Annotated in this window: 24 protein-coding genes; 13 read left to right on the forward strand and 11 right to left on the reverse strand. The window is 56.6% G+C overall.

Annotation, left to right across the window (positions count from 1 at the left end):
- Positions 1-18: 18 nt before the first annotated feature.
- Positions 19-996, reverse strand: a complete 978-nt coding sequence (locus B9Z42_RS03125) for a fatty acid desaturase family protein (RefSeq protein WP_100131897.1) — start codon at positions 994-996, stop codon at positions 19-21.
- A gap of 176 nt (positions 997-1,172) precedes the next feature.
- On the opposite strand from B9Z42_RS03125, the gene B9Z42_RS03130 reads away from it, so the two are divergent.
- The gene (locus B9Z42_RS03130) at positions 1,173-1,655 is read left to right on the forward strand and encodes a TRAP transporter small permease (protein WP_100131898.1); all 483 of its coding nucleotides are present in this window, start codon (positions 1,173-1,175) and stop codon (positions 1,653-1,655) included.
- Positions 1,652-2,971, forward strand: coding sequence for a TRAP transporter large permease (locus B9Z42_RS03135; RefSeq protein ID WP_100131899.1), 1,320 nt, complete (start codon positions 1,652-1,654; stop codon positions 2,969-2,971). The genes B9Z42_RS03130 and B9Z42_RS03135 overlap by 4 nt, the downstream gene beginning before the upstream one ends.
- Positions 2,972-3,080: 109 nt before the next feature.
- Here B9Z42_RS03135 and B9Z42_RS03140 read toward each other — a convergent pair whose 3' ends face one another.
- From B9Z42_RS03140 to B9Z42_RS03155, 4 genes are all read right to left on the reverse strand, one after another.
- Positions 3,081-4,112 carry a TRAP transporter substrate-binding protein gene (locus B9Z42_RS03140; protein WP_100131900.1) on the reverse strand — a complete coding sequence of 344 codons (1,032 nt, stop codon included), beginning with the start codon at positions 4,110-4,112 and terminating at the stop codon, positions 3,081-3,083.
- Between the two features lie 88 nt (positions 4,113-4,200).
- Positions 4,201-4,749 carry an NUDIX hydrolase gene (locus tag B9Z42_RS03145; protein ID WP_100131901.1) on the reverse strand — a complete coding sequence of 183 codons (549 nt, stop codon included), beginning with the start codon at positions 4,747-4,749 and terminating at the stop codon, positions 4,201-4,203.
- 13 nt (positions 4,750-4,762) lie between these two features.
- Complete coding sequence (locus B9Z42_RS03150) at positions 4,763-5,458, reverse strand: fumarylacetoacetate hydrolase family protein (RefSeq protein WP_100131902.1); 696 nt, start codon at positions 5,456-5,458, stop codon at positions 4,763-4,765.
- A 42-nt stretch (positions 5,459-5,500) separates the two neighbouring features.
- A complete protein-coding gene (locus B9Z42_RS03155; RefSeq protein WP_100131903.1) occupies positions 5,501-5,806 on the reverse strand; it encodes an antibiotic biosynthesis monooxygenase in 306 nt (101 codons plus the stop codon).
- Between the two features lie 82 nt (positions 5,807-5,888).
- On the opposite strand from B9Z42_RS03155, the gene B9Z42_RS03160 reads away from it, so the two are divergent.
- Complete coding sequence (locus B9Z42_RS03160; RefSeq protein WP_100131904.1) at positions 5,889-6,755, forward strand: polyphenol oxidase family protein; 867 nt, start codon at positions 5,889-5,891, stop codon at positions 6,753-6,755.
- A 14-nt stretch (positions 6,756-6,769) separates the two neighbouring features.
- On the opposite strand, the gene B9Z42_RS03165 is transcribed toward B9Z42_RS03160, so the two are convergent.
- Entirely contained in the window at positions 6,770-7,021 is a 252-nt protein-coding gene (locus B9Z42_RS03165; RefSeq protein WP_233203509.1) for a hypothetical protein, read from the reverse strand.
- Between the two features lie 105 nt (positions 7,022-7,126).
- Between B9Z42_RS03165 and B9Z42_RS03170 the strand changes: the two genes are divergently transcribed.
- From B9Z42_RS03170 to phbB, 3 genes are all read left to right on the forward strand, one after another.
- Positions 7,127-8,800, forward strand: a complete 1,674-nt coding sequence (locus tag B9Z42_RS03170) for an alpha/beta hydrolase (protein WP_100131905.1) — start codon at positions 7,127-7,129, stop codon at positions 8,798-8,800.
- 34 nt (positions 8,801-8,834) lie between these two features.
- A complete protein-coding gene (locus tag B9Z42_RS03175) occupies positions 8,835-10,016 on the forward strand; it encodes an acetyl-CoA C-acetyltransferase (RefSeq protein ID WP_100131906.1) in 1,182 nt (393 codons plus the stop codon).
- Positions 10,017-10,086: 70 nt separating this feature from the next.
- Complete coding sequence (gene phbB / locus B9Z42_RS03180; protein WP_100131907.1) at positions 10,087-10,824, forward strand: acetoacetyl-CoA reductase; 738 nt, start codon at positions 10,087-10,089, stop codon at positions 10,822-10,824.
- A gap of 61 nt (positions 10,825-10,885) precedes the next feature.
- Here phbB and B9Z42_RS03185 read toward each other — a convergent pair whose 3' ends face one another.
- Together B9Z42_RS03185 and B9Z42_RS03190 are read right to left on the reverse strand one after the other, a co-directional pair.
- Positions 10,886-11,794, reverse strand: coding sequence for an SPFH domain-containing protein (locus B9Z42_RS03185; protein ID WP_100131908.1), 909 nt, complete (start codon positions 11,792-11,794; stop codon positions 10,886-10,888).
- A gap of 20 nt (positions 11,795-11,814) precedes the next feature.
- Positions 11,815-12,246: an NfeD family protein gene (locus B9Z42_RS03190; protein ID WP_100131909.1), complete on the reverse strand. Its 432-nt coding sequence runs from the start codon at positions 12,244-12,246 to the stop codon at positions 11,815-11,817.
- Positions 12,247-12,330: 84 nt separating this feature from the next.
- On the opposite strand from B9Z42_RS03190, the gene dusA reads away from it, so the two are divergent.
- Both dusA and B9Z42_RS03200 read left to right on the forward strand, forming a co-directional pair.
- Positions 12,331-13,398: a tRNA dihydrouridine(20/20a) synthase DusA gene (gene dusA, locus B9Z42_RS03195; RefSeq protein WP_100131910.1), complete on the forward strand. Its 1,068-nt coding sequence runs from the start codon at positions 12,331-12,333 to the stop codon at positions 13,396-13,398.
- A complete protein-coding gene (locus B9Z42_RS03200) occupies positions 13,388-14,305 on the forward strand; it encodes a DMT family transporter (protein ID WP_100131911.1) in 918 nt (305 codons plus the stop codon). The genes dusA and B9Z42_RS03200 overlap by 11 nt, the downstream gene beginning before the upstream one ends.
- Positions 14,306-14,335: 30 nt before the next feature.
- On the opposite strand, the gene B9Z42_RS03205 is transcribed toward B9Z42_RS03200, so the two are convergent.
- Together B9Z42_RS03205 and B9Z42_RS03210 are read right to left on the reverse strand one after the other, a co-directional pair.
- Positions 14,336-16,288, reverse strand: a complete 1,953-nt coding sequence (locus B9Z42_RS03205; RefSeq protein ID WP_143474027.1) for a methyl-accepting chemotaxis protein — start codon at positions 16,286-16,288, stop codon at positions 14,336-14,338.
- A gap of 133 nt (positions 16,289-16,421) precedes the next feature.
- Positions 16,422-17,057, reverse strand: coding sequence for a GntR family transcriptional regulator (locus B9Z42_RS03210; protein WP_100131913.1), 636 nt, complete (start codon positions 17,055-17,057; stop codon positions 16,422-16,424).
- A gap of 110 nt (positions 17,058-17,167) precedes the next feature.
- Here B9Z42_RS03210 and scpA point away from each other — a divergent pair, with 110 nt between their 5' ends.
- Genes scpA through B9Z42_RS03235 form a run of 5 tightly spaced genes read left to right on the forward strand, consistent with a single transcriptional unit; the run spans position 17,168 to position 24,497 of the window.
- Entirely contained in the window at positions 17,168-19,345 is a 2,178-nt protein-coding gene (gene scpA / locus B9Z42_RS03215; protein WP_100131914.1) for a methylmalonyl-CoA mutase, read from the forward strand.
- Positions 19,342-20,373, forward strand: coding sequence for a methylmalonyl Co-A mutase-associated GTPase MeaB (gene meaB / locus B9Z42_RS03220; protein WP_100131915.1), 1,032 nt, complete (start codon positions 19,342-19,344; stop codon positions 20,371-20,373). Before scpA ends, meaB begins: the two co-directional genes overlap by 4 nt.
- Before the next feature lie 30 nt (positions 20,374-20,403).
- On the forward strand, positions 20,404-21,936 hold the full coding sequence (locus B9Z42_RS03225; RefSeq protein WP_100131916.1) for an acyl-CoA carboxylase subunit beta: 1,533 nt from the start codon (positions 20,404-20,406) through the stop codon (positions 21,934-21,936).
- 20 nt (positions 21,937-21,956) lie between these two features.
- Positions 21,957-24,005 (forward strand): acetyl-CoA carboxylase biotin carboxylase subunit, encoded by a 2,049-nt coding sequence (accC, locus tag B9Z42_RS03230; protein ID WP_100131917.1) that lies wholly within the window; start codon positions 21,957-21,959, stop codon positions 24,003-24,005.
- Positions 24,006-24,497: a VOC family protein gene (locus B9Z42_RS03235; protein WP_100131918.1), complete on the forward strand. Its 492-nt coding sequence runs from the start codon at positions 24,006-24,008 to the stop codon at positions 24,495-24,497.
- Positions 24,498-24,503: 6 nt separating this feature from the next.
- Here the strand turns inward: B9Z42_RS03235 and B9Z42_RS03240 are convergent, their stop codons facing one another.
- Complete coding sequence (locus B9Z42_RS03240) at positions 24,504-25,706, reverse strand: MFS transporter (RefSeq protein WP_100131919.1); 1,203 nt, start codon at positions 25,704-25,706, stop codon at positions 24,504-24,506.
- Positions 25,707-25,738: the final 32 nt, after the last annotated feature.

Consider the following 25,738-nt stretch of genomic DNA (forward strand, 5'->3'; position numbering starts at 1 on the left):
AGCAACCGAAAGAGGGCATCAGATCATGGCCGGGCTTTTTCGAGGCTTTTCCTTGTCTGCGTCGCCTGGTCCACCTGCGATTTTGGCGGTGGCTTTGCGCAGCACCTCTAGGTAGCCATTGGCCAACTCCATGTGCGGGGCCATGCCTTGCTCCACCAGCATGCGGTGTGCGGCCGGCAGTTTCCAGCAGGGTGTGAAGACCAGCAGGTGGTGTTCTAAGTGGTAGTTCACCCAGTATGGTGCGACAACCAAGCGCATGAACCAGTGGGTGCGCGTGGTGCGGGTGTTGCGAAGGCGGTCGTCGTTGTCGCCGACCACTGCGTGCTCTGCAATGTTGCGAACACGGCTGATGACTTGGTACCAAGTCAGCAGAGGCAAAAGCCACAACGCGAAGTAAGCCCACCACACACCCGCAGCGGTGATGACGCCGAAGATGGCCAAGTTAGACAGTAAGAAATATTTTTCTGCGTTGAACAGGTTTTTCCAGCGCTGCCAAGTGCTGGGGTCGTTCCCCATTTCTTGGCGAAAAAACTCCAACCGTCTCTGAACGCCGGTGATGCCTAAGATATCGCGCCGCATCTTGCGCCAAAAACTTTGTTTCGTGATGGGGAAGGGGGCCGACAAAATGAGGTCTGGGTCGTCTTTTTGCTGTGTATGGCGGTGGTGACTCAGGTGGTAGGGCCTGTACAAATGTAGGCTGGCGCCAACGGGCCAGCCGCACAAAAAGGCGCCAAGGCTGTCGTTGAGCCCCGTGTTTTTGAACAACGCACGGTGCGCTGCGTCGTGCATCAGGATGGCAAGTCCCAATTGGCGGTTGCCGATGATGACCACTGCCACCAAGAAGCTCAAGGGGTTGGGCCAGAACACAAACATGGCCATGGTCAAGGCAATCACACCCCAAGCATGCAGCACCAGCCAGGCGCCCATGATGTCGGAGCGTTCTCGCAGGTAGGCGTCTTGCTCAGCGCTTAAAACGTGTTGTGGGGCAGGAGACATGATGAGGGTTGGCCATGGGAAGACGAACATCTTGTGATGAAACCTTGGCCCGCACAGTCACTGACGTGACCTTGAAGCGTGGATAAGTGATCGGTAAAAACCCTAGTTTTTTCTCCCGGCAGGCCGCGACTTCGTGAGTAAACTGGTTATCTTTCATAATTAGGAAATCACGCTTTATGCACTTCTTGGTTTCATTGGCACGGGTGTTTGCCATTCTTGCGGGCATGTTGCTGACCTTCATCACGCTGATGACTTGTTACAGCATCATCGGGCGCGAGTTTTTGGGGTCGGCGTTGCTGGGTGACTTCGAACTTTCGGGGGCTGCCACGGGAGCCGCTATCGCCATGTTCATGCCATGGTGCCAAGCCAAACGGGGCAACATCATTGTTGATTTCTTCACGGCCAAATGTTCGGATGCCAGCAACCAAGTCATGGACCGGTTTGGTGCTTTGTTTTTAGCGCTGTGCTTTGCACTGTTGGCATGGCGTACGTCCCTCGGTGGCATGAGTGCTTACGTTTCTAACTCTGGCACCATGATTTTGGGTTTTCCTGAATGGATTGTGTTTGCGTCGATGGCGCCGCCCTTTGTGTTGACCAGCCTGATCGCTTTGGGTCAAGTATTTTTAGGCTTTGACGATCAGTTGGGAGAGCAGGCATGAGTAGTTTTCAAATCGTAGGGACCATCTTCGGCATCATGCTGGTGTTGATGGCGGTCCGCGTGCCGATTGCGGTGTCGATGTTCTTTGCAGGCGGTTTTGGTTACGTGTTGCAAACCGGCTGGATGCCGTTTGCTAACTTTTTGAACAACCAAGCCTTTGCGCGTTTTGCCAGTTATGACTTGTCCGTCATCCCCTTGTTCATTTTGATGGGGCATTTTGCGACGCAAGGTGGCATCAGCAAGGCTTTGTTTGATTTCGCAGCCGGTGTCATGCGGCGCTTCAAAGGCGGCCTGGCCATGGCGGCTGTTTTGGCTTGCGCGGCGTTTGGTGCCATTTGCGGATCGTCGGTTGCCACGGCCGCCACGATCACGGGTGTGGCTTTGCCAGAGATGAAACGCCACGGCTACTCGGGCCGTTTGGCCACGGGAACCCTAGCGGCTTCGGGAACCTTGGGCATCTTGATTCCTCCTTCCGTGCCTTTGGTGATTTATGCGATTTTGACGGAGCAAAACATTGCCAAGTTGTTTGCGGCGGCCATGGTTCCCGGCATCATTGCAATGCTGGGATACATGCTAGCCATCGCCATTTATGTGCGCTTGGTGCCAGGCCATGCGCCCGAAGTGAACAAATCTGCATCAGGCGTGACGGTGGAGTCGGTCAAAGGCGTTTCTCCCATCCTTGCCATCTTTTTGATTGTGTTTGGCGGTATTTACAGCGGTGTATTCACACCCACTGAAGGTGCCGCGGTGGGGGCTGCTTGCACCTTTGTGGCTTCGCTGTTCAAAGGTGAAATGACTTGGGCCAAGTTCAAGCAGTGCTTTTATGCCACCGCTGACAGCTCTGCCATGATCTTTTTGATCTTCATCGGTGCTGACTTGATGAACGGCGCCTTGGCTTTGTCTCAAGCGTCTACCCAATTGTCTGCCCTGATTGTTGATTTGGGCTGGGCACCGCTGTGGGTGATGGCTGGCATTCTGGTGTTCTACGTGCTGTTGGGTGCGGTGATGGATGAGTTGTCCATGATTTTGCTCACGATTCCCATTTTCTTCCCCATCATCATGGGCTTGGACTTTGGCATGCCCAAAGAGTCCGTGGCCATCTGGTTCGGCATCTTGGTGCTGATGGTGGTCGAATTTGGCTTGTTGGCCCCACCCGTGGGTTTGAACGTGTATGTGGTGAACGGCATGGCCAAAGATGTGCCCATTGCCGAGAGCTACCGGGGCGTCATGCCTTTCTTGGTCAGCGACACCATTCGCACTTTGTTGATCTTGTTTTTCCCCGGTGTCTGTTTGTGGCTGGTCGCTTTGATCACCTAAATTTCCAGCAGATCCGCGTTGATCAACGCGGATGGACAGACGTAAAAAAAGGAGGCCTAGGCCTCCTTTTTTATGTTTCAACCGCCATGTGTTGACGGCTTGAGATTCATCACTTGGTGTACTTGGCGATCAGACCTTGTGCTTCGTGGACCAATTCAGCACCATTGATGCCTTTCTTTTCCATGTCAGCAATCCACTCGTTGCTCAGGCTGGCTGAGGCGCGTTTCCAGTTGTCCAGCTCGCTCTTTGGAATGACGGTGATGGTGTGACCGCCAGCGACCATCTTGGCCTTGCCTGGAACGTCATTGTCAGCTTGGGTCTTGCCCAAGAATGCAGACAGTTCACGGCCTGAGTTTTTGTCGATGACTTTCTTCAAATCAGCAGGCAAGGACTCGTACTTGGCCTTGTTCATGGGCACCACAAACACCGTGGTGTAAAGCGCGTTTTCTGAGCGCTCAGTTTCAGCGGTGTAACGCGCCAGTTCCTCAATCTTCAGTGTTTGGGCCACTTCGTAAGGAATCACAGCGCCGTCAATCACGCCTTTGGACAACGCGTCAGGCACGGCTGGCACGGGCATGCCCACAGGTGTGGCGCCCATGCTGGCCAAGAGCTTGGTGGTCAAGCGGGTTGGGCCACGCAACTTCAGGCCCTTCATGTCGGCCATGGTTTTGATTTGTTTCTTGGCCGTGAAGATGTTTCCAGGGCCATGGACGTGCATCGCCAAAACCTTGACGTCTTTGAACTCGTCTTTGGCAAACTTCTCGTAGTAATCCCAAGTGGCTCGGCTGGTGGCTTCAGCATTGGTCATCATGAACGGCAGCTCGAACGCTTCCATCTTGGGGAAACGGCCGGCTGTGTAACCAGGCAATGTCCACACCACGTCAGCCACGCCGTCACGGGCTTGGTCAAACAATTGGGGTGGTGTGCCGCCCAACTGCATGGCTGGGTAAATTTGGCATCGCAAACGATCTTTGGAGTCGCGCGCGATGTTGTCGCACCAAGTGCGCAGCATTTTGGTGTGCTGAATAGACGTTGGGCCTAAAAAGTGGTGAACTTTCAAGGTGATGGTTTCAGCGTGAGCTGCAATACCTGCGCTCAAAATGGCGGCAGCAATCGCTGCGCGCTTAAAGACGTGTGTCATCTCAGGATCTCCAGTAGAAAAATTACAGGTTCATATTAATCCGACCGAGCGGTCGGTTAATTAAGGGAAAACCCACCGGCCAGTGGGTTCAGCTGATGTCCACGTGGTGCACACCAAATTCGCCAGTCTTGGCGTCTGCGAAGTAATGTTGCAGGGTTTCTTTGACGGTGCGAAAAGCGAGTTCGTCCCACGGCACTTCATGTTCGGCAAACAAGCGCGCTTCCATGGTTTCGTGGCCGGGGTCGAACTGGTCACTGGTGAGTTGGGCGCGGTAGAAAAAGTGCACTTGGCCTACGCGCGTCACATTCATCAGCGCGAACAGTGCCTGCATCTCGAATTGCGCACCGGCTTCTTCCACAGTTTCGCGCGCCGCGCCTTGCGCCACGGTCTCGCCCAGCTCCATGAAGCCAGCAGGCAAGGTCCATTTGCCCAAGCGTGGCTCAATGTTGCGCTTGCACAACAACACTTTGTCACCCCAAACGGGAATGGTGCCCACCACGTTGAGTGGATTTTCGTAATGGACGGTGTGGCATGCGGTACAGACGGCCCGCTCGCGGGTGTCGCCGTCATCGGGCAGGCGGTAGGCCACCGCGCTGCCGCAGGCTTTGCAATGTTGAATCTGAGGACGATGCAGCATGAGCTTGAAGCGGTTAGGCCACGCGAACCGAGAGTTCGCCCAAACCGGCCACGGCACCGACCAGGGTGTCGCCAGAGACCACCGCGTTCACGCCTTCGGGGGTGCCGGTGTAAATCAAGTCGCCCGGTTGCAACTCCCACGCGGCAGACAAGTGCTCGATGGTTTCTGCCACGTTCCAAATCAGCTGGCTGATGTTGCTGCGCTGGCGGTCTTGCCCGTTGACTTGCACATAAATCTCAGCATTCATCACGTCACCGGCTTGTTCGGCGGGGGTGATGGGGCCAATGGGCGCGCTGTGGTCAAAGCCTTTGCCAATGCACCAAGGGCGGCCTTGTTTTTTCATCTCACCCTGCAAGTCACGGCGTGTCATGTCCAAACCCACGGCGTAGCCATAGATGTGGCTCAATGCGTCTCCCGCTTTGATGTTCTTGCCACCCTTTCCAATGGCCACCACCAACTCAATTTCGTGGTGGAAATTTTTGGTCAAGCTGGGGTAGGGCATGGCGCCTGTTTCGCCTGCGTTGACCACCACCAGTGAGTCGGTAGGCTTCAAAAAGAAGAAGGGGGGTTCACGACCGGTGAAGCCCATTTCTTTGGCGTGTTCTTCGTAATTGCGGCCCACGCAGTAAATGCGGTGCACCGGAAAACGCTCGGTTTTGCCAACAACAGGCACGGAGGCCACGGGGGGTGGTGTGAACAGGTAGCTCATGGATGGGGTCTCGCGGGTTGGGTGATTTGGGCGGTGTTGGAATTAGTCAGAAGACTTGGCCAGCAGCGTGAAGTGCTCAACCACAGGGGCTTGGGCGAAGAACGGGCCCACGATGGCACGCCATTCGGCGAAGGCTGCTGATTCACGGAAATCCACGGTGTGGTTTTCGAGCGTGGCCCAAAAAATTTGCAGCACGTAGCGCTCTGGCGACTCGATGCCTCGGTTGATTTTGTAGCCTTCAAAGCCTTTGGCTTTGGAGATCACGGTCTCTACGCCACGTTGAATGGCTTCGTCAAATGCGGCTTGTTGGCCAGGCTGAATACGGATATCGGCGAGTTCGAGGATCATGGTGATGCAGTCAGTTGATACGAGCTTCAAGTCTACCGCCGTCTCTGTCTGCTGAGCGCCGTGTTAGGGATATCCTCCACGCATGTTGCAACTTTTTCAGACCGAAGCGTCGCCTGGACCTATTGACTTGACACGTTCTTTGAACGCTTGGTTGCCGGCAGGTGTAAGTGCGGTGTGCACCACGCGTCAGGGCGGGGTCTCGCACGCACCCTTTGAGAGCTTCAATCTGGGCGATCACGTTCACGATGAACCTGCACATGTGGCTGCGAACCGCCAACATTTGCAAGCGCGCTTGGACGGTGCCGTCCCCATTTTTTTGCAGCAAGTGCATGGCACGCAGGTGGTGGCCTTGGACGCCCATACCCCGCAGGGCACCCTCGCGGATGCTTGCGTCACTACAGACGCTGAGGTGGCTTGCACCATCATGGTGGCCGATTGTTTGCCGCTGCTGTTCACCGATGAGGGCGGGCGAGTGGTGGCCGCAGCGCATGCGGGCTGGCGTGGTTTGGCCGCGGGCGTGATTGAGCAAACTGTGCAGGCTATGAGAGAGGCAAGTGGTGAGACAAGCGGCAAGGCCCAAAGTCCTGCATACAACGAGGCCCATGCGCCGCAGAGGCTGCAAGCCCATGCACTGCGCGCCTGGTTAGGCCCATGTATTGGTGTGGAGGCGTTTGAGGTGGGGCCTGAGGTGCGTGAGGCCTTCATCGCTCAGGACGCGTCATCGACAGCATTTTTTAAGCCGCATCCTCTTCATGCCCACAAGTGGCTGGCTGATTTGGCCGGTTTGGCGCGCGCGCGGTTGCAGGCCTTGGGTGTTCAAACCGTTGCGGGCAATGACAGCACGCAGGCGTGGTGCACGGTCACGCAGGGTACGCAGTTTTTTTCGTATCGACGCGATGGCCAAACGGGGCGCTTTGCTGTGTGCATTTGGCGTCGTTGCAACGCCTAAGCAACGGGTTCCAATTATTTGGAATTCTCTTTGTCAGATGCTTGAGCGTTGCGCTGCGCATGCATCTCTCGCCCCGCCATCTCCTTGGCTTTGAGCGCACGTTTGCGTGCTGGTGAGCCCATGATGTAGCCCACCACCCCCATAGGCAATGCCCCGTACAACAAAAAGGTGACGATAGCGCCCAGCACCGTGCCGATGGGGCTGGTGGCTTCAGCCACGGCCATCATCAGGGCCACATACATCCAAGCAATCAGAACTAAATACATCTAGGGGTTTTCTCTTGAGTTTGATGTTTGTCAGAAATACGAAGTATTTCGCTGACATACTGGTGACAGTTAAAAAAACTGCTGTGACTGTATAGGAGTGTGGTGATGGATCAGAATTCGGCCCTCAAAAGCTTGGGTGATAGCTGGGCCAAAGCCCTGGCCTCGTTTCAAACGTTAGGTGCAGGCGAGGGGGCTGCCCCAAGTTTGAGTTTTGCACCTGACAAGCTCGAAGCTTTGCAAAAGCAGTACATCAGTGACGCCACCACCCTGTGGAACCAGAGTTTGCAAGGTCACACGGCAGTCAAAGACCGCCGCTTTTCAGCCGAGGCGTGGCAGCAAAACCCCATGGCCTCATTCGCTGCGGCTGCTTATTTGCTCAACACCCGCACCATGATGGCCTTGACCGAGGCGGCTGACACCGATGCCAAGACCAAGGCGCGCATCCAATTCGCTGTCGAGCAATGGGCCGCGGCTTCAGCACCCAGCAACTTCTTAGCTTTCAACGCTGACGCTCAGAAAAAAGCCATCGACACCAAGGGCGAAAGCATTTCCAAAGGGATTCAAAACCTGTTGCACGACATGCAGCAGGGCCATGTGTCGATGACCGACGAAAGCCTGTTTGAGGTGGGCAAAAACGTCGCCACCACCGAAGGCAAAGTGGTGTTCGAGAACGAGTTCTTCCAACTCCTCGAATACAAGCCACTCACCGCCAAGGTTTACGAGCGCCCGTTCTTGTTGATTCCCCCCTGCATCAACAAGTTTTACATCCTCGACTTGCAACCCGAAAACTCGCTCATTCGGTACGCCGTCAGTCAAGGACACCGTACCTTTGTGGTGAGCTGGCGCAACCCTGATGAAGATTTGCAGCACACCACCTGGGATGACTTCGTGGAAGACGTGGCCATCAAAGCGATTGAAGTGACGCAAGAAATCGGCGGCGCCAAGCAGATCAACGCCTTGGGCTTTTGCGTAGGCGGCACGATTTTGTCGAACGCCTTGGCCGTCTTGGCCGCCCGCGGTGAAAAGCCTGTGGCCAGCGCCACCTTTCTCACCACCTTGATTGACTTCACCGACACCGGTGTGCTGGACGTCTTCATCGACGAAGCGTTTGTCAAATATCGCGAAGGCCAGTTTGCCGAAGGCGGCTTGATGAAGGGCAAAGACATGGCGTCCACCTTCAGCTTTTTGCGCCCCAACGATTTGGTGTGGAACTACGTGGTGGGCAACTACCTCAAAGGCGAAACACCTCCCCCGTTCGACTTGCTCTACTGGAACAGTGACGCCACCAACTTGCCCGGCCCCATGTACGCCTGGTACTTGCGCAACACCTACCTCGAGAACAACCTCATCAAGCCCGGTACCGCCAAAGTCTGCGGCACCACCATTGATTACCGCAAGGTGGACATTCCCGTCTATATCTACGGTTCGCGTGAAGATCACATCGTGCCCATTGGCGGCTCGTATGCCAGCACGCAAGTGTTCCCCGGCAAGAAACGTTTCGTCATGGGCGCCTCAGGCCACATTGCGGGCGTGATCAACCCACCCGCCGCCAAGAAGCGCTGCTACTGGACGGGCAGCGAAACCACCTTTCCCAAGGACGCACAGCAATGGCTAGGCAAAGCCAAAGAGCATGCTGGCAGCTGGTGGCCCGATTGGGCCGACTGGCTCAAGTCACACGCTGGCAAGCAAATTGCATCGCCTAAAACGTATGGCAAAGGCAAATACAAGGCCATCGAAAACGCACCTGGCCGTTACGTCAAAGAACGCGCCAGTAACTAAGGTTCTGATTTTTTAAAAACAACTGGAGATTCCTATGGAAGACATCGTCATCGTTTCAGCCGCTCGCACAGCGGTCGGTAAGTTTGGTGGTTCACTCGCCAAAATCGCAGCCACCGAGTTGGGTTCTATCGTCATTCGCGAAGCTCTGGCGCGTGCCAATCTTGACCCCGCCTTGGTGGGTGAAGTCATCATGGGCCAAGTGTTGGCCGCTGGCGCAGGTCAAAACCCCGCACGCCAAGCCCTCATGAAATCGGGCATTCCCAACGCCGTGCCCGCGCTCACCATCAACGCCGTGTGCGGTTCGGGCCTCAAAGCCGTGATGTTGGCCGCACAAGCCGTGGCCTATGGTGACAGCGAGATCGTGGTCGCCGGTGGTCAAGAAAACATGAGCGCTTCCGGCCATGTGCTGTTGGGCTCGCGTGACGGCCAACGCATGGGCAACTGGAACATGGTCGATACCATGATCGTCGACGGCTTGTGGGACGTGTACAACCAGTACCACATGGGCATCACCGCTGAAAACGTGGCCAAAGCCCACGGCATTACGCGCGACATGCAAGACGCCTTGGCGCTCGCCAGCCAGCAAAAAGCATCGGCTGCGCAAGACGCTGGCAAGTTTGCCGACGAGATCGTGTCGGTCGCCATTCCCCAGCGCAAGGGCGATCCGGTGATGTTCAACAGCGACGAATACATCAACAAAAAAACCAATGCCGAAGCTCTGGCTGGCCTGCGCCCCGCGTTTGACAAAGCCGGTTCAGTCACGGCTGGCAACGCCTCGGGCATCAATGACGGTGCTGCTGCGGTGGTCGTGATGACCGCCAAAAAGGCAGCCGCTTTGGGCCTCACGCCTTTGGCCCGCATTGCCGCCTTTGGCACCAGTGGTTTGGACCCCGCCTTGATGGGCATGGGCCCCGTGTCTGCTTCGCGCAAAGCCTTGGAGCGGGCTGGCTGGAAAGCGTCTGACATCGATGTGTTCGAACTCAACGAAGCCTTCGCCGCACAAGCTTGTGCCGTGAACCAAGCGCTCGACATTGACCCCGCCAAAGTCAACGTCAACGGTGGTGCGATTGCCATTGGTCACCCCATTGGTGCATCCGGTTGCCGCATTTTGGTGACTTTGCTGCACGAAATGCAGCGCAGCAATGCCAAAAAAGGCTTGGCCGCGCTGTGCATCGGCGGCGGCATGGGGGTGTCGTTGGCCTTAGAACGCGCTTGATCAACGCAATTAAGCATTCCCCTTTCAGAATAAAAAATTTTCACAACACTCATCAATCAGGAGACAAAAAATGAGCCAAAAAGTAGCGTACGTCACAGGTGGCATGGGCGGCATCGGAACCGCGATTTGCCAGCGCCTGCACAAAGAAGGCTTCAAAGTCATCGCGGGCTGCGGCCCCACGCGCGACTTCAACAAATGGTTGGATGAGCAAAAAGCCCTGGGCTACACGTTCTACGCATCGGTAGGCAACGTCGGTGATTGGGACTCCACCGTTGAGGCTTTCACCAAAGCCAAAGCTGAGCACGGCCCCATCGACGTCTTGGTCAACAACGCCGGCATCACCAAGGACCGCATGTTCTTGAAGATGACCCGCGAAGACTGGAGCGCGGTCATGAGCACCAACCTCGACTCCATGTTCAACGTGACCAAACAAGTCGTGCCCGACATGGTCGAGCGCGGTTGGGGCCGCATCATCAACATCTCGTCGGTGAACGGTGAAAAAGGCCAAGCGGGTCAAACCAACTACTCGGCCGCCAAAGCCGGTATGCACGGTTTCTCCATGGCCTTGGCCCAAGAGCTGGCCACCAAAGGCGTGACGGTCAACACCGTGTCGCCCGGCTACATCGGCACCGACATGGTCAACGCCATCCGTCCTGACGTGTTGGAAAAGATTGTGGCCACCGTGCCCGTCAAGCGCTTGGGCAAGCCCAGCGAAATCGCCTCCATCATTGCGTGGATGGCCAGCGACGATGGTGGTTACACCACCGGTGCTGACTTTGCGGTAAACGGCGGTTTGCACATGGGTTAAGCCCGTGCGGCAACTGTAAAAAAGCCCGCTTAAGCGGGCTTTTTTACGTCTGAGAAATCGTTTATTTGTCCAGCTTCACCATCTGCATGGCCGACGCAATCAGCCCCGACACCTCGGTCATGTTGCTGGGCACGATGAGGGTGGTTTTTGCATCTGACGCCACCTTGCCGTAAGCCTGCACCGCTTGCTCAGCCACTTTGAGTTGCACGGCTTGCTCGCCGCCGGGTTGGCGAATGGCTGCGGCAATGCGCTCAATCGCTTGGGCGGTGGCGTCGGCCACTGCGGTGATGGAGGCGGCTTCGCCTTGGGCTTTGTTGATGGCAGCTTGTTTTTCACCTTCTGAGCGGGCAATGAAGGCTTCGCGCTCGCCGGTGGCGATGTTGATTTGCTCTTGGCGACGGCCTTCAGAGGCGGCAATCAAGGCGCGTTTTTCACGCTCGGCCGTGATTTGCGATTGCATGGCGTGCAAGATTTCTTTGGGCGGGGTGAGGTCTTTGATCTCGTAGCGCAGCACTTTCACACCCCAGTTCAGTGCGGCTTCGTCAATGGCGGCCACCACTTGCGCATTGATGATGTCGCGCTCTTCAAAGGTTTTGTCGAGTTCGAGTTTGCCGATCACGCTGCGCAAACTGGTTTGCGCCAACTGTGTGACCGCCATGATGTAGTTGGACGAGCCGTAGCTAGCCAAACGTGGGTCGGTCACTTGGAAATACAAAATGCCGTCGACTTGCAGCTGCGTGTTGTCGCGTGTGATACAAATCTGGCTGGGCACATCAAGTGGAATTTCTTTGAGGCTGTGCTTTTGAATGACGTTGTCAATGAACGGCACCACAAAGTTCAGGCCCGGGGTGAGGCTGGCGTGGTATTTGCCGAGCCGTTCGACCACCCAGGCGTTTTGTTGCGGCACGACTTTGACCGTTTTGACGATGAACAAAACAGCGATGACAAGCAAAAGAAGGGCGATTTCCATAAGTGGTCCTTAGACAGAAGTTAAATTTTTTCGAGCACCAAGCGGCTGCCTTCGATGGCCACGATTTTGTGCAGGCCTGCTTCGAGGGGCTCGCCTTTGGCGTTGGTTTGACAGCTGGCCGCCCACACCGCACCGCGGTGCTTGACGTGGCAAAGGCCTTGTTCATCCCAAGCCTCCACATGGACGTTGGCGCCAATGTCGAGGTGAATGTGGGTGTCGGTTGCATCCGAACCTGCGGGACTGTGTTTGCGTTTGAGGTTCCACAGCACCACGCCCGCACCACCCACCACCGCTGCCGTGATGACTTGCTCTGTCATGCTGAGTCCTGCATGCGCCGCCAAGGCCGCTGCAGCGGCTCCTAAAGAGAGCATCAGCAAATAAAAGGTGCCGCTGAGCAACTCGGCGATCACCAAGGCCCCAGTGGCCATCCACCAAAAGGTTGACGCATCCATTGTTCAATCCCAAAAATGAGTTGTTTTGAATTCACGCTTCATTGTGCCCAAGTTCGGCCAAGCCAAGGACGGGATAATCGTCGTATGAATTTTCCCGATGCCTCGTTTTGGCGCACGTCTGTAGCGCCCATGATGGACTGGACAGACCGCCATTGCCGCTACCTGCACCGACTCCTTAGCCACCACACCTTGCTCTACACCGAGATGGTCACCACCGGCGCCTTGCGTCATGGCGACACGCAGCGTCATTTGCGTTTCAATGCCGAAGAGCACCCTGTGGCTTTGCAATTGGGCGGCAGCGATGCAGCCGATTTGGCGCACGGCGCTAAGTTGGGCGAGCAGTGGGGTTACAACGAGATCAACCTGAATTGCGGTTGTCCGTCTGACCGCGTGCAGCGTGGTGCGTTTGGTGCGTGCTTGATGAACGAGCCGCAAACCGTGGCCGATGGCGTGAAAGCCATGCTGGACGTGGTGAGCGTGCCGGTGACCGTGAAGCACCGCATTGGTTTAGACCGCATTGAAAGCTACGACTTTGTGCGTGACTTCGTGGGCACGGTCAGTGATGCGGGTTGCCAAGTGTTCACCGTACACGCACGCAACGCGTGGCTCGATGGTTTGAGCCCCAAAGAAAACCGCGAGGTGCCACCGTTGCGCTACGAGCTGGCTTACCAGCTGAAAAAAGACTTCCCGAGTTTGGTGATTTCCGTTAACGGCGGCATCACCACCAACGCGCAAATGGCCGAGCATTTGAAGCAGGTCGATGGCGTCATGCTGGGCCGAGAAGCCTATTACAACCCGTGGTTGCTGACCACATGGGATGCTGAGTTTTACAACGACCACCACGCCATTCCCACCCGTGAAGCGGTGGAAGAGATGATGGTGGCTTACATGGAGCGCGCGTTTAAGGAAGACGGCTGTCCTTGGTACCCGATTGCGCGCCATATGTTGGGCCTGTACCACGGCGAACGCGGCTCGCGTTTGTGGCGTCAGGTGTGGAGCAACCACAAACTCAAGCCTTTGCCACCACGCGAAGTCTTGCAAATTGCCCGCGAGGCGCTGGCCCGTGGTGCAGCGATGCCGCCTGATCGTCAAGAGATGCATGGCGATTCAGTCGAACCCCAAAAGCTGCACGAAGAGCCCCATGCCCACTGAAGCCCTGCGCGCGCAAAGCCGCAGCCAATTGGCTTTGGTGTTGATTTGGTTCACCCCTGTGCTGTGGTCCGTCAATTTGATTTCTGCGCGATTGGCCCCCGGCGTGGTCTCGCCCCATGTGCTGGCGCTGGGCCGATGGTTTTTGGCAGGTCTGATCTTGACTTGGCTGGCGCGTGCCGAGCTGTGGCGCATGCGCCGCGAGGTGCGGGCGGCTTGGCGCCAATCGGTGGTGTTGGGTGCTTGCGGCATGTGGATTTGTGGGGCATGGGTGTACCTGGCCGGCGAGAGCACGGGGGCGATGAACATCTCGCTGATTTATGCCTCCTCGCCCGTGATGATCGCTGTGGGCTCAGTGCTTTGGCTGGGCGAGCGTTTTTCTAAACGCCAAAGGGTGGGCGTGCTGGTGGCCATGCTGGGCGTGGTGCATGTGGTGGTGCGTGGCGACTGGTCAAACCTGTCGCAGGTGAATTTGGTCCCCGGCGACTTGTGGGTCGTGGCCGCTGCCGTGGCTTGGGCCGCTTACGCCTTGTTGCAAAAGAAGTGGCACAGCCCCTTGGGCTCGACTGCTCGCTTGGCCACCATTTGTATGGGCGGTGTGGCGGTGTTGTTGCCTTTTGCGCTGTTTGAGTTGGCCTCGCCGAGCACGCCGGTCTTGGGCTGGCACGCCTTGGGGCTGATCGTGGTCACCGCCTTGGTGCCAGGTTTGGCGGCGTATTGGATTTATGGCTGGACACAGAAAATACTGGGTGCAAGCCGCGTCGCCGTGACGATGTATTTGGGGCCTTTGTACTCTGGCTTGGCCGCTTGGTGGGTGTTGGGTGAGCCTTTGGGCCTGCACCACGTGATCGGTGGTGCTTTCATTTTGTCGGGCGTGGCGATGGTGATGGCGATCAAGCGATCCGCTTGAAATCTCCTTTAGATTTGCTTGAATGAAGCCTTAAAAGCTGAATGTTTCCACTTCGCGACGGTTGTTGTCGGCTATTTTGGCCAATTCAATGGCCGTCGCCGTGAGCTCTTCTGAGGCATTGGCGTTGCCAGAAGCGATCTGGCTCAAGTTTGCGACGTTGACATCGATCTCTTGCAAGGCGCTGCTTTGTTCTTCCACAGCGGCCGAGATGCGTTGCAGCATGCCATCTGTTTTGCCTGCGCCTTCTTCGATGCGGTTCATGTCCTCGTTCACGCCGGCTAACGTCTCTACCGCACGTTTGGCTTCTGTGGAGGCCTGTTTCACCAGTGCCGCAATTTCTTTGGTGCTTTCAGCGCTGCTGATGGCGAGTTTGCCCACTTCGTCGGCCACCACCGCAAAACCTTTGCCTTGCTCGCCTGCGCGGGCGGCTTCTATGGCTGCATTCAAGCTCAAGAGGTTGGTACGGTAGGCGATGCTTTCAATCACTTCGGAGATTTTGTTGATCTTTTGTGAGTTGGCTGCGATGTTTTGGACAACCTCGGCCATTTGCATCATCTTCTCTTTGCCGCTGCGCACCCAAGCCACGGATTCCCGCGATTGGTAGCTGGCCGATTCTGTGTTGCTTGACACATCCGCGATGGACTGTGCAGTCATGCCCAACGCGGTTGAGACTTGGCGGATAGCCGTCGTTTGCGTGTCAGCACCGGCCGAGATTTGTTCGACAGCCTGGCTGGTTTGGTTGGCTTGTGAAGCCAGTAAGCGCGTGTTGGTGCTGATTTCTTTCAGAGCACGACCCATTGCATTTAAAGATTGGTTGATGTTGACTTTGAGTTGCTCTAAATCACCACGGCCTTGTGCTTGCACGCGGCGGGTCAAGTCACCCTGCGAAACGCCGGACATGACGTGGCCAATATCGCCCATCATGGTTTGTAGCGCGTCGGTGAGTTGCTTGGCTCGGTCGAGCGTGACTTTGAAATCGCCCTGAACTTGGGCCTCCACTTGCACGCTGAATTGGCCGTTATAGAGCGATTGCATGACCTCGTTCAATGCCGCCATCGTCACTTTGATGCTTTCGGCACTCTCGTTCACAGCGGTTTTCATGGCGGCCAAATCGCCGCGCAACTCGGTTTGGATACGCGTGTTGAAGTTGCCAGCGGCAATGGCTGCAACCACTAAATTCACTTCGCGGATGGCCCGCTGTTGGGCGTCCAGCATTTGGTTGAAGGCCTGCGCGGTGAGGCCTACTTCGTCTCGGCTGGTCTGCGTCATGCGTTTGCTGAAGTCAGAGGTTTTCTCGACGTCGGTCAACAAGGTTTGCAATTGACCCAGCGGCAGCGTGATGGATCGGGTGGTGGCCACCGCCACGATAGCGGCCACTACCACCGCTAAGGCGGCAATGCTCAGCATGAAAGTTTTGCCAAGCGCCGCACTGTGGGCAGCCTCAGCGGCGAAGCGGTCAATGGCTTGTTTTTGGGTCAGGGCCAAAGCTTCTACGCTGGCTAGGTAACGTGTTTGAGGGCCAAGCATTTCGTTGACCAAATACCGTCGACCCTCTTCAATGCGGTTGGCTTGGATCAGCCCGATCAGCTCTAACTCATGGGTTTTGAACACCTGTCGTGCCTGTAGGACCTGGGCCAGTGCAGCTTTGCCCTCAGGCGTTGTGATGGTGGCTTGGAGTTGCTTCAGCGCATCAGTGATGATGGGGACAGATGCGTCAATTTTTTCAAGCTCAGCCGCCACGACTTTCGCTTCTGTGGCGATCAGGGCTGTGCGAATAGCCCGAGATTGGCGGTTGACTTCGTTTTCAATGCTTTGCGCCAAGTTAACTTTTGGTAAACGGTCATGCGCAATCAAATCGGTATCTGCGGCGACGTCGTCGAGTTTGAAGGTCCCGACCACGGCCAGCACGATCAGAAGGGAAACCAGGGCTGCAAAGGCGAGGCCAAGTCGCGTTCCAATCCGTAAATTTTGGATGTTCAGCATTTTCAATTGACGCAACTATTCTTGCGCTTTTAGCAAAAATGTGATTTTAGTGAGAAAGGTCGCCCATTTCAGCCATGTGACCCACAGGATTTAACGCGGTCTCAACGTTGGTCCGTGCGGCTGTGACGTCTCGTCAGCCCGCCGCTTCAAGCCCACTGGCGAAATGCGCCTGCATGCATGCCGCACTGCCCAGCGCATCACGTGCTTGCAGAGCGTCCATCAAAGCTTGGTGCTCATTCAGCGACTCTTCAATGCGCCCGCTTTTGAGCAGCGACTTATGCCGGTTGAGCTTCATCACCTTGCGCAGATCGGCCACCATTTGGTCACGCCAACGGTTGTCGGCAATTTCTAACAAACGCATGTGAAAGCGCTCATTGATTTCAAAGAACTTTTCTCGGTCAGTCACGGCTTGCGCCAGGCCCAAGTGCAAGGCTTGCAAATCTTGCAACTGTTCGGGGGTGGCTTGGGTGGCCACCACGCCCGCCGCATCGGCCTCTAACAAAGAGAGCAGGTGGTAGACATCGCGCTGGTCTTTGTCGTTGACTTCGGTCACATAAGCACCGCGCCGCACCTTCATGGTCACCAAACCTTCGGCGGCCAGCACCTTCAAGGCCTCGCGCATGGGGGTTCGGCTGATGCCGTATTCCTCGGCCAAACGCATCTCGTCGATCCAGCTGCCAGGGGCTAATTCACCCGAAAAAATGCGCTCGCGCAGAAGTTCGGCAACTTCTTGATACAGGGCGCGCGGAGTGAGGGTGAGGGCGGACATGGGACGCGATTGTAAGTTCAGATAATATTTTGCATCAATAATTATGAATGATATGATTTCGCGGATTCCAAAAACCGTGGTTTCAACCCTAATTTTTAGAGTGATTTGACATGAGCCAAAAGCCAACCGAATTCAATGCCGCCAACCTCGACGCGTGGGCGAAAGCCGCCGCCAAGTCCGCCCCCGGAGGCGATGTCAGCGCCTTGAATTGGAAGACGCTGGACGGCATCAGCGTCAAACCGCTCTACACCGCCGAAGACACCCAAAACCTTCCCTACGCCAACACCTTGCCCGGTTTCGAGCCCTATGTGCGTGGCCCACAAGCCACCATGTATGCGGTGCGCCCTTGGACGATTCGCCAATACGCTGGTTTTTCGACCGCTGAAGAATCGAATGCGTTCTACCGCAAGGCCTTGGCCGCAGGCGGTCAAGGCGTGTCGGTCGCGTTTGACTTGGCGACGCACCGTGGCTACGACTCTGACCATCCCCGTGTGACGGGCGACGTGGGCAAGGCCGGTGTGGCGATTGACTCGGTCGAAGACATGAAGATCTTGTTCAACGACATTCCGTTGGACAAAGTCTCGGTCTCCATGACCATGAACGGCGCCGTATTGCCCGTGCTGGCTGGCTACGTGGTGGCGGCTGAAGAGCAGGGCGTGAGCCAAGAGTTGTTGTCTGGAACGATTCAGAACGACATTCTGAAAGAGTTCATGGTGCGCAACACCTACATTTACCCGCCAGAGCCGTCGATGAAGATCATTGGCGACATCATTGGCTACACCGCCCAGCACATGCCCAAGTTCAACTCGATCTCGATTTCGGGTTACCACATGCAAGAGGCAGGTGCCAACCAAGCCTTGGAATTGGCCTTCACCCTGGCCGACGGCAAAGAGTATGTGAAGACCGCTATTGCTTCAGGTTTGGATGTGGACGCCTTCGCGGGCCGCTTGTCGTTCTTCTGGGCGGTGGGCATGAACTTCTATTTGGAAATCGCCAAGATGCGCGCCGCCCGTTTGCTGTGGTGCCGCATCATGAATGGCTTTGATGCCAAGAACCCCAAGAGCAAGATGCTGCGCACGCACAGCCAAACTTCGGGCTGGTCGCTTACCGAGCAAGACCCCTACAACAACGTGGTGCGCACCACCATCGAAGCGATGGCTGCGGTGTTTGGCGGCACGCAGTCGCTGCACACCAACTCCTTTGACGAAGCGATCGCCTTGCCCACTGAATTTTCATCGCGCATCGCCCGCAACACACAGCTCATCATTCAAGAAGAGACCCACATCACCAACGTGATCGACCCATGGGCTGGCTCCTACATGATGGAGTCGCTGACCCAAGAGATGGCCGACAAAGCTTGGGCCATCATCGAAGAAGTCGAGGCCATGGGCGGCATGACCAAAGCCGTGGGCAGCGGCTGGGCCAAGCTCAAGATTGAAGCCGCCGCCGCAGAAAAGCAAGCGCGCATCGACTCTGGCAAAGACGTCATCGTGGGCGTCAACAAATACAAGCTCGCCAAAGAAGACCCGATCGAGACTTTGTCCATCGACAACGTGCGTGTGCGCGATGGTCAGATTGAGCGTTTGCAAAAAATCAAAGCCACACGCGACACAGCCAAAGTGCAAGCCGCGTTGGACGCACTGACAGCCTCCGCCGAGTCTGGCCAAGGCAACTTGCTCGATTTGTCTATCAAGGCCATTCGCCTGCGCGCCACAGTGGGCGAGGTGAGTGATGCCCTCGAAAAAGTGTTTGGCCGCCACCGCGCCGACACGCAAAAGGTCACTGGCGTTTACGCCGCAGCCTATGACGACGGCGAAAACGTAGGCGACACCATGGAATATTGGAACGCCCTCAAGGCTGACATTGCCGCGTTTGCCGAAGACCATGGCCGTCGTCCTCGCGTGATGATTTCTAAGTTGGGCCAAGACGGCCATGACCGTGGCGCCAAAGTGGTGGCCACTGCGTTTGCCGACCTCGGCTACGACGTGGACATGGGCCCCTTGTTCCAAACGCCTGAAGAGTGCGCTCGCCAAGCGATTGAAAACGATGTGCACGCCGTGGGTGTGTCCACCCTCGCTGCTGGCCACAAAACCTTGGTGCCCGCCATCATTGCTGAGCTGAAGAAGCAAGGCGCTGACGACATCATCGTGTTCGTGGGCGGCGTGATTCCGCGTCAAGACTACGACTTCTTGTACGAAGCGGGTGTCAAGGGCATTTACGGTCCAGGTACACCGATTCCTGTCAGCGCCAAAGACGTGTTGACGCAAATCAGCAAGGCCATCGGGTGACACCTGCGCAGTTGCTCGACGGCTTGCTGCGCGGCAACGCTGCCGTGCAGCGGCGTGCCATGGCCAAAGCCATCACGCTTTTAGAGTCGACGCGCACCGATCACCGTGCCCTGGCCGATGACTTGCTGACGGCCATGTTGCCCCACACGGGCAAGTCGTTTCGATTAGGCATCAGTGGCGTGCCGGGCGTGGGCAAGTCCACCTTCATTGAGGCCTTGGGGCTTTACTTGATTGCTCAGGGCCACCGCGTGGCCGTGCTGACCATCGATCCGTCGTCGACCGTGTCTGGCGGCTCCATCTTGGGTGACAAAACCCGCATGGAGTTGTTGAGCGTGCACGCGCAAGCCTACATTCGCCCCAGCCCATCGAGTGGCACTTTGGGTGGTGTGGCCGAGAAAACGCGCGAGTCGATGTTGGTCTGCGAAGCTGCAGGCTACGACGTGGTGATTGTCGAAACCGTGGGTGTGGGCCAAAGCGAAACGGCAGTGGCCAACATGACCGACATGTTTGTGTTGTTGCAGTTGCCCAATGCAGGCGACGATTTGCAAGCCATCAAAAAAGGCGTGATGGAGATTGCCGATTTGGTGGTCATCAACAAAGCCGACATCGACGCCATTGCGGCCACCCGCGCCGAGTTACAGATCACCAGCGCCTTGCAGCTGTTGGGCATGCACGGCAGCGCGGGTCATGCGCACCGCAACAACGAGGTGTGGCACCCGAAAGTCGTGAAGCTCAGTGCTTTGCTAAACCAAGGCGTCGATGCGTTTTGGGCCGCCGTGTGCGAGTTCAAAGTCTTGCAAACCCAGAACGGCCGCTTCTCTGAACGCCGTCAAAACCAAGCCCTGTCGTGGATGTGGGAACGCATCGACGCAGGCCTCAAACAAAACTTCAGGGCGCAGTCCCGTGTGCAAGCGCTGCTGCCCGAATTGAGTCAACAAGTCGCGGCGGGCCAGCTGGCCGCCTCGACGGCTTCCCGTCAACTGCTCAGCGCTTATGAATCGAAAAGTTCAGGCGCAGGGTTAATTTGAAAATCTTCCTGGAGTAAAGAAAGAAAAACCATGCAAGACATCATCGAACAATTGGAAAAGAAGCGCGCTGCGGCCCGCTTAGGTGGCGGCCAAAAGCGCATTGACGCACAGCACGCCAAGGGCAAACTCACCGCCCGTGAGCGCATTGAGGTCTTGCTGGACGAAGGCACCTTCGAAGAGTGGGACATGTTTGTGGAGCACCGTTGCACCGATTTCGGCATGCAAGACAACAAGATCCCCGGCGACGGCGTGGTGACGGGTTACGGCATGATCAACGGCCGTTTGGTCTTTGTGTACAGCCAAGATTTCACCGTGTACGGTGGTGCGTTGTCTGAAACACACGCCGAGAAGATTTGCAAAATCATGGACCAAGCCATGAAAGTGGGCGCACCCGTGATCGGCCTGAACGATTCGGGCGGCGCACGTATTCAAGAAGGCGTCGCCTCACTTGGCGGTTATGCCGACGTGTTCCAACGCAACGTGATGGCCAGCGGTGTGGTGCCGCAGATCAGCATGATCATGGGTCCATCGGCCGGCGGTGCGGTTTACTCGCCTGCTTTGACCGACTTCATCTTCATGGTCAAAGACACGTCCTACATGTTTGTGACCGGTCCTGAAGTGGTCAAGACCGTGACGCACGAAGAAGTGACGGCCGAAGAACTGGGCGGCGCCCTGACACACACCACCAAGAGTGGCGTGGCCGACATGGCGTTTGAGAACGACGTCGAAGCGCTGTTGATGTTGCGCCGTCTGTACAACTACTTGCCGCTCAACAACCGCGAAAAAGCACCCGTGCGTGCAAGTGGTGACCCATCAGGCCGCATGGACATGAGCCTCGACACCTTGGTGCCCGAGAACCCCAACAAAGCCTATGACATGAAAGAACTCATCGTCAAAACGGTGGATGATGGCGACTTCTTTGAGCTGCAACCCGACTACGCCAAAAACATCTTGATTGGTTTCGCCCGCATGGAAGGCCAAACCGTCGGTATCGTGGCCAACCAACCTTTGGTGTTGGCCGGTTGCTTGGACATCAAGAGCTCCATAAAAGCCGCACGTTTTGTGCGCTTCTGCGATGCGTTCAACATCCCCGTGGTCACGTTCGTGGACGTGCCCGGTTTCATGCCCGGTACCTCGCAAGAATACGGCGGCATCATCAAGCACGGTGCGAAGTTGCTCTACGCGTACGCCGAGTGCACGGTGCCAAAAATCACCGTCATCACCCGCAAGGCCTATGGCGGCGCGTATGACGTGATGGCCTCCAAGCACTTGCGCGGCGACGTGAACTTCGCCTGGCCCAACGCTGAAATCGCTGTGATGGGTGCTAAGGGCGCGGTGGAAATCATCTTCCGCGAAGACAAGGGCGACCCCGAAAAACTGGCTGCTCGCGAAGCCGAATACAAAGCCCGTTTTGCCAACCCCTTTGTGGCTGGCGCACGCGGCTTCATCGACGACGTCATTCAACCGCACGAAACACGCAAGCGCATCTGCCGCTCGCTGGTGATGTTGAAAGACAAGAAGATCGAAAACCCATGGCGCAAGCACGGCAACATTCCGCTCTAAGCCGCTAGGAGAAGAAGAACATGTTTACAAAAATTCTGATTGCAAACCGTGGCGAAATCGCTTGCCGCGTCATCGCCACCGCTCACAAGATGGGCATCAAAACCGTGGCCGTTTACTCTGAAGCCGACAAAGAAGCACGTCACGTGCAACTGGCCGACGAAGCGGTGTTGATTGGCCCCGCGGCTTCGCGTGAGTCGTATTTGGTCGCTGACAAAATCATCGCGGCTGCCAAGGCGACTGGCGCACAAGCTATTCACCCTGGTTATGGCTTTTTGAGCGAGAACGCCGAGTTCTCTAAGCGCTGCGAAGACGAGGGCATTGCCTTCATCGGCCCACGCCACTTCTCGATTGCGGCCATGGGCGACAAGATCGAATCCAAAAAGCTGGCGGGCGCTGCGGGTGTGAACTGCATTCCCGGCGTGAACGACGCGATTGAGACGGCCGAAAAAGCGGTTGAAATCGCCAAGGGAATCGGCTACCCCGTGATGATCAAGGCTTCGGCCGGCGGCGGTGGCAAAGGCTTGCGCGTGGCCTTCAACGACAAAGAAGCTTTTGAAGGCTTCACCTCGTGCCGCAACGAAGCCCGCAACAGCTTTGGCGACGACCGCGTGTTCATCGAGAAGTTTGTGGAAGAGCCCCGCCACATCGAAATTCAAGTGCTGGGCGACAGCCACGGCAATGTCATTTATTTGAACGAGCGTGAGTGCTCGATCCAGCGGCGTCACCAAAAAGTGATTGAAGAAGCACCATCGCCTTTCATCAGCGAAGCCACCCGCAAAGCCATGGGCGAGCAAGCGGTGCAACTGGCCAAGGCGGTGAAATACCAATCGGCCGGTACGGTGGAGTTTGTGGTCGGCAAAGACCAAAGCTTCTACTTCCTCGAGATGAACACCCGTTTGCAGGTGGAACATCCCGTGACCGAAGCCATCACAGGCCTCGACTTGGTGGAGCAAATGATCCGCGTGGCAGCGGGTGAAAAACTCACGCTGACCCAAGCCGATGTGAAACGCAACGGCTGGTCCATCGAATGCCGCATCAACGCCGAAGACCCCTTCCGCAACTTCTTGCCTTCAACAGGCCGCTTGGTGCGTTTTCAAACGCCCAAACAAACCATGTTCCAAGGCAACACCGCTGACCTGCTCGGCGTTCGCGTGGACACCGGTGTGCAAGACGGTGGCGAGATCCCGATGTTCTACGACTCGATGATCGCCAAGCTCATCGTGCACGGCAAAGACCGCAACGACGCGATTGCCAAAATGCGCGAAGCCTTGAATGGTTTTGTGATCCGTGGCATCAGCTCGAACATCCCGTTCCAAGCCGCTTTGTTGGCCCACCCCAAGTTCGTTTCGGGTGACTTCAACACGGGCTTCATCGCCGAGCAGTACAGCCAAGGCTTCCGCGCCGAAGATGTGCCGCATGACGACCACGACTTTTTGGCCGCCTTGGCTGCCTTCGTGCGTCGCAAGTCACGCGAACGTGCTGCCAATTTGAGCGGACAGTTGCCGGGCTACGACGTACAAATTGGTCAAGACTATGCGGTGGTCGAACTGGGTCAGGGCGGCAACAACCGTTATGTGCCCGTGCATGTGGACGAGTTTGTAGGCAAGCCTGGTGTGGCGCAAATCACCATCGCTGGCAAGACCTATGCGATTGAAAGCAAGTCACGCTTGAACGACATCCGCATCGAAGGCACTTGCAACGGCAAGACTTTCACCGCGCAAGTCGAGCGCGGCACCTTGAAGAACCCTTTGGCGCTGCAAGTGCAACACAACGGCACACGCATTGACGCCTTGGTCATGTCGCCTCGCATGGCCGAGTTGCACAAACTCATGCCTTTCAAAGCACCGCCAGATTTGAGCAAATACGTGTTGTCGCCCATGCCTGGTTTGTTGGTTGATGTGGCGGTGGCTGTGGGCCAGAAAGTGCAAGCGGGCGAGCGCGTGGCCGTTATTGAAGCGATGAAGATGGAAAACGTGTTGTTTGCTGCCGCAGACGGCGTGGTCAAAAAAGTGGTGGCCGCCAAAGGCGAGTCACTCACCGTGGACCAGATGATTGTGGAGTTCGAATAAATGAGCGCCCCAAGCCGCCCATTCAAAGTGCTGGGCATTCAACAAATCGCCATCGGCGGCCCTGACAAAGGGCGCTTAAAAACACTGTGGGTCGACATGTTCGGTCTCGAGGTCACGGGCACGTTCCAAAGCGAACGCGAGAACGTGGACGAAGACATTTGCGCCATCGGCGTTGGTCCTTTCAAGGTCGAAGTCGATTTGATGCAACCCATGGACATTGACAAAAAGCCTGCGGTTCACGCCACGCCCTTGAACCATGTGGGCTTGTGGATCGATGACTTACCTGTGGCTGTGGAATGGCTCACCGCGCAAGGCGTACGCTTTGCACCCGGCGGCATCCGCAAAGGCGCAGCGGGCTTTGACATCACGTTTTTACACCCGAAGGCGAACGACGAGTTCCCGATTGGCGGCGAGGGCGTGTTGATTGAGTTGGTGCAAGCGCCACCTGAGGTGGTGAAGGCGTTTGCGGCCTTGGCTGCCTCCCACGCCTAACGCGTATTACGTGTGCATGGACACCCGCTTGGACAGCACATACGCCAACAAAGATGCACAGGTTGCCACCACAGCGCACAGCCAATAGTGCGTCACTTGGCCGCTGGGCGCGCTCTGCAACAACATGCCGCCCACCCAAGAGGCGATGCCCATCGAGAACGATTGCACAGCGCCATTGAGTGACATGAAGGTGCCGCGAAATTTGGGGTTGGCGGCGGAGGTGAGCAAAGCCATGCCAGGGATCATGCGCGCGTTCATGGCAAAAAACATGGCGGTGGTGGCCAGCAAGACAAAGAACAGCGGCATGGGTTGAAGCAGGGTGACCACCACCATCGGGATGATCGAGAACAACACGGCGCGTTGAAAGGTTTCACGTTTGCCTAAACGATCGGTCACGCCGCCCATCCAACGGCCGCTGAAGAGTGTGACCACACCGCCGCAAACATAAAGCCATGGAACTTCATCCGGTGTCATGATGGCGTTGTTTTGGATGTAAAGCGTGATGTAAGGCACGATGGTGAAGGCGGCAAACATCATGGTGGCTGACAAGAGCAAGGCCATGCGTTGGTTGGCTTCGCCGAGCACTTGGCCCATGGCATGCAGCACATGTTTGTCTTTGCCATGCGCCACATGCGCGTCAAGCTTGGGCACGCTGAAGTAGGCCAGCGCTCCCACCGCCATGCACATCACACCAATGGCAAAGAAGGCTGAGTGCCACCCCCACAGATTGGCAAATAACAAGCCCACCGGCACGCCTGCCACGGTGGCTACCGAGAAGGACGTCATCACAATGCCCGTGGCACGACCACGCCGCGCGAAGGGCACCACATCGCCAATGATGGTTTGTGTCATGGTGGACAACACGCCGCCAAAAAAGCCAGAGGCAATGCGTGCAGCCATCAGCCAGCCATAGGTTGGGGCAATGCCGCAAGCGACCGTGGTAAGGGCGAACAACACATACAGCGTGAGCAGCAAATGCTTACGATCAAAGCGGTCGATGAAGGTGGTGGCAAACAAGCCCGACAAGCCTGCTGATACCGTGTAAGCCGAAACCAGCAATCCAAATTCAGCAAAGCTGATGCCAAACAAACGGGTGAGCTGGGGGCCCAGCGGCATCATGATCATGAAGTCCACGATGTGTGTGAACTGAATGCCGGCGAGCGACAAAAGGAGCAGAAGTTCTCTGCGAGCAGTGAGTTGGGTGTGCATGGGGTCTTTGAAAATCGCGCATGGGGCAGAAG

The organism is Limnohabitans sp. B9-3, from assembly GCF_002778325.1.
GTDB lineage: Bacteria > Pseudomonadota > Gammaproteobacteria > Burkholderiales > Burkholderiaceae_C > Limnohabitans > Limnohabitans kasalickyi.

Coding starts and splice junctions, on each gene's coding strand:
- B9Z42_RS03125 (WP_100131897.1), bottom strand. CDS start 996: ATGTCTCCTGCCCCACAACACGTTTTAAGCGCTGAGCAAGACGCCTAC.
- B9Z42_RS03130 (WP_100131898.1), top strand. CDS start 1,173: ATGCACTTCTTGGTTTCATTGGCACGGGTGTTTGCCATTCTTGCGGGC.
- B9Z42_RS03135 (WP_100131899.1), top strand. CDS start 1,652: ATGAGTAGTTTTCAAATCGTAGGGACCATCTTCGGCATCATGCTGGTG.
- B9Z42_RS03140 (WP_100131900.1), bottom strand. CDS start 4,112: ATGACACACGTCTTTAAGCGCGCAGCGATTGCTGCCGCCATTTTGAGC.
- B9Z42_RS03145 (WP_100131901.1), bottom strand. CDS start 4,749: ATGCTGCATCGTCCTCAGATTCAACATTGCAAAGCCTGCGGCAGCGCG.
- B9Z42_RS03150 (WP_100131902.1), bottom strand. CDS start 5,458: ATGAGCTACCTGTTCACACCACCCCCCGTGGCCTCCGTGCCTGTTGTT.
- B9Z42_RS03155 (WP_100131903.1), bottom strand. CDS start 5,806: ATGATCCTCGAACTCGCCGATATCCGTATTCAGCCTGGCCAACAAGCC.
- B9Z42_RS03160 (WP_100131904.1), top strand. CDS start 5,889: ATGTTGCAACTTTTTCAGACCGAAGCGTCGCCTGGACCTATTGACTTG.
- B9Z42_RS03165 (WP_233203509.1), bottom strand. CDS start 7,021: ATGTATTTAGTTCTGATTGCTTGGATGTATGTGGCCCTGATGATGGCC.
- B9Z42_RS03170 (WP_100131905.1), top strand. CDS start 7,127: ATGGATCAGAATTCGGCCCTCAAAAGCTTGGGTGATAGCTGGGCCAAA.
- B9Z42_RS03175 (WP_100131906.1), top strand. CDS start 8,835: ATGGAAGACATCGTCATCGTTTCAGCCGCTCGCACAGCGGTCGGTAAG.
- phbB (WP_100131907.1), top strand. CDS start 10,087: ATGAGCCAAAAAGTAGCGTACGTCACAGGTGGCATGGGCGGCATCGGA.
- B9Z42_RS03185 (WP_100131908.1), bottom strand. CDS start 11,794: ATGGAAATCGCCCTTCTTTTGCTTGTCATCGCTGTTTTGTTCATCGTC.
- B9Z42_RS03190 (WP_100131909.1), bottom strand. CDS start 12,246: ATGGATGCGTCAACCTTTTGGTGGATGGCCACTGGGGCCTTGGTGATC.
- dusA (WP_100131910.1), top strand. CDS start 12,331: ATGAATTTTCCCGATGCCTCGTTTTGGCGCACGTCTGTAGCGCCCATG.
- B9Z42_RS03200 (WP_100131911.1), top strand. CDS start 13,388: ATGCCCACTGAAGCCCTGCGCGCGCAAAGCCGCAGCCAATTGGCTTTG.
- B9Z42_RS03205 (WP_143474027.1), bottom strand. CDS start 16,288: ATGCTGAACATCCAAAATTTACGGATTGGAACGCGACTTGGCCTCGCC.
- B9Z42_RS03210 (WP_100131913.1), bottom strand. CDS start 17,057: ATGTCCGCCCTCACCCTCACTCCGCGCGCCCTGTATCAAGAAGTTGCC.
- scpA (WP_100131914.1), top strand. CDS start 17,168: ATGAGCCAAAAGCCAACCGAATTCAATGCCGCCAACCTCGACGCGTGG.
- B9Z42_RS03225 (WP_100131916.1), top strand. CDS start 20,404: ATGCAAGACATCATCGAACAATTGGAAAAGAAGCGCGCTGCGGCCCGC.
- accC (WP_100131917.1), top strand. CDS start 21,957: ATGTTTACAAAAATTCTGATTGCAAACCGTGGCGAAATCGCTTGCCGC.
- B9Z42_RS03235 (WP_100131918.1), top strand. CDS start 24,006: ATGAGCGCCCCAAGCCGCCCATTCAAAGTGCTGGGCATTCAACAAATC.
- B9Z42_RS03240 (WP_100131919.1), bottom strand. CDS start 25,706: ATGCACACCCAACTCACTGCTCGCAGAGAACTTCTGCTCCTTTTGTCG.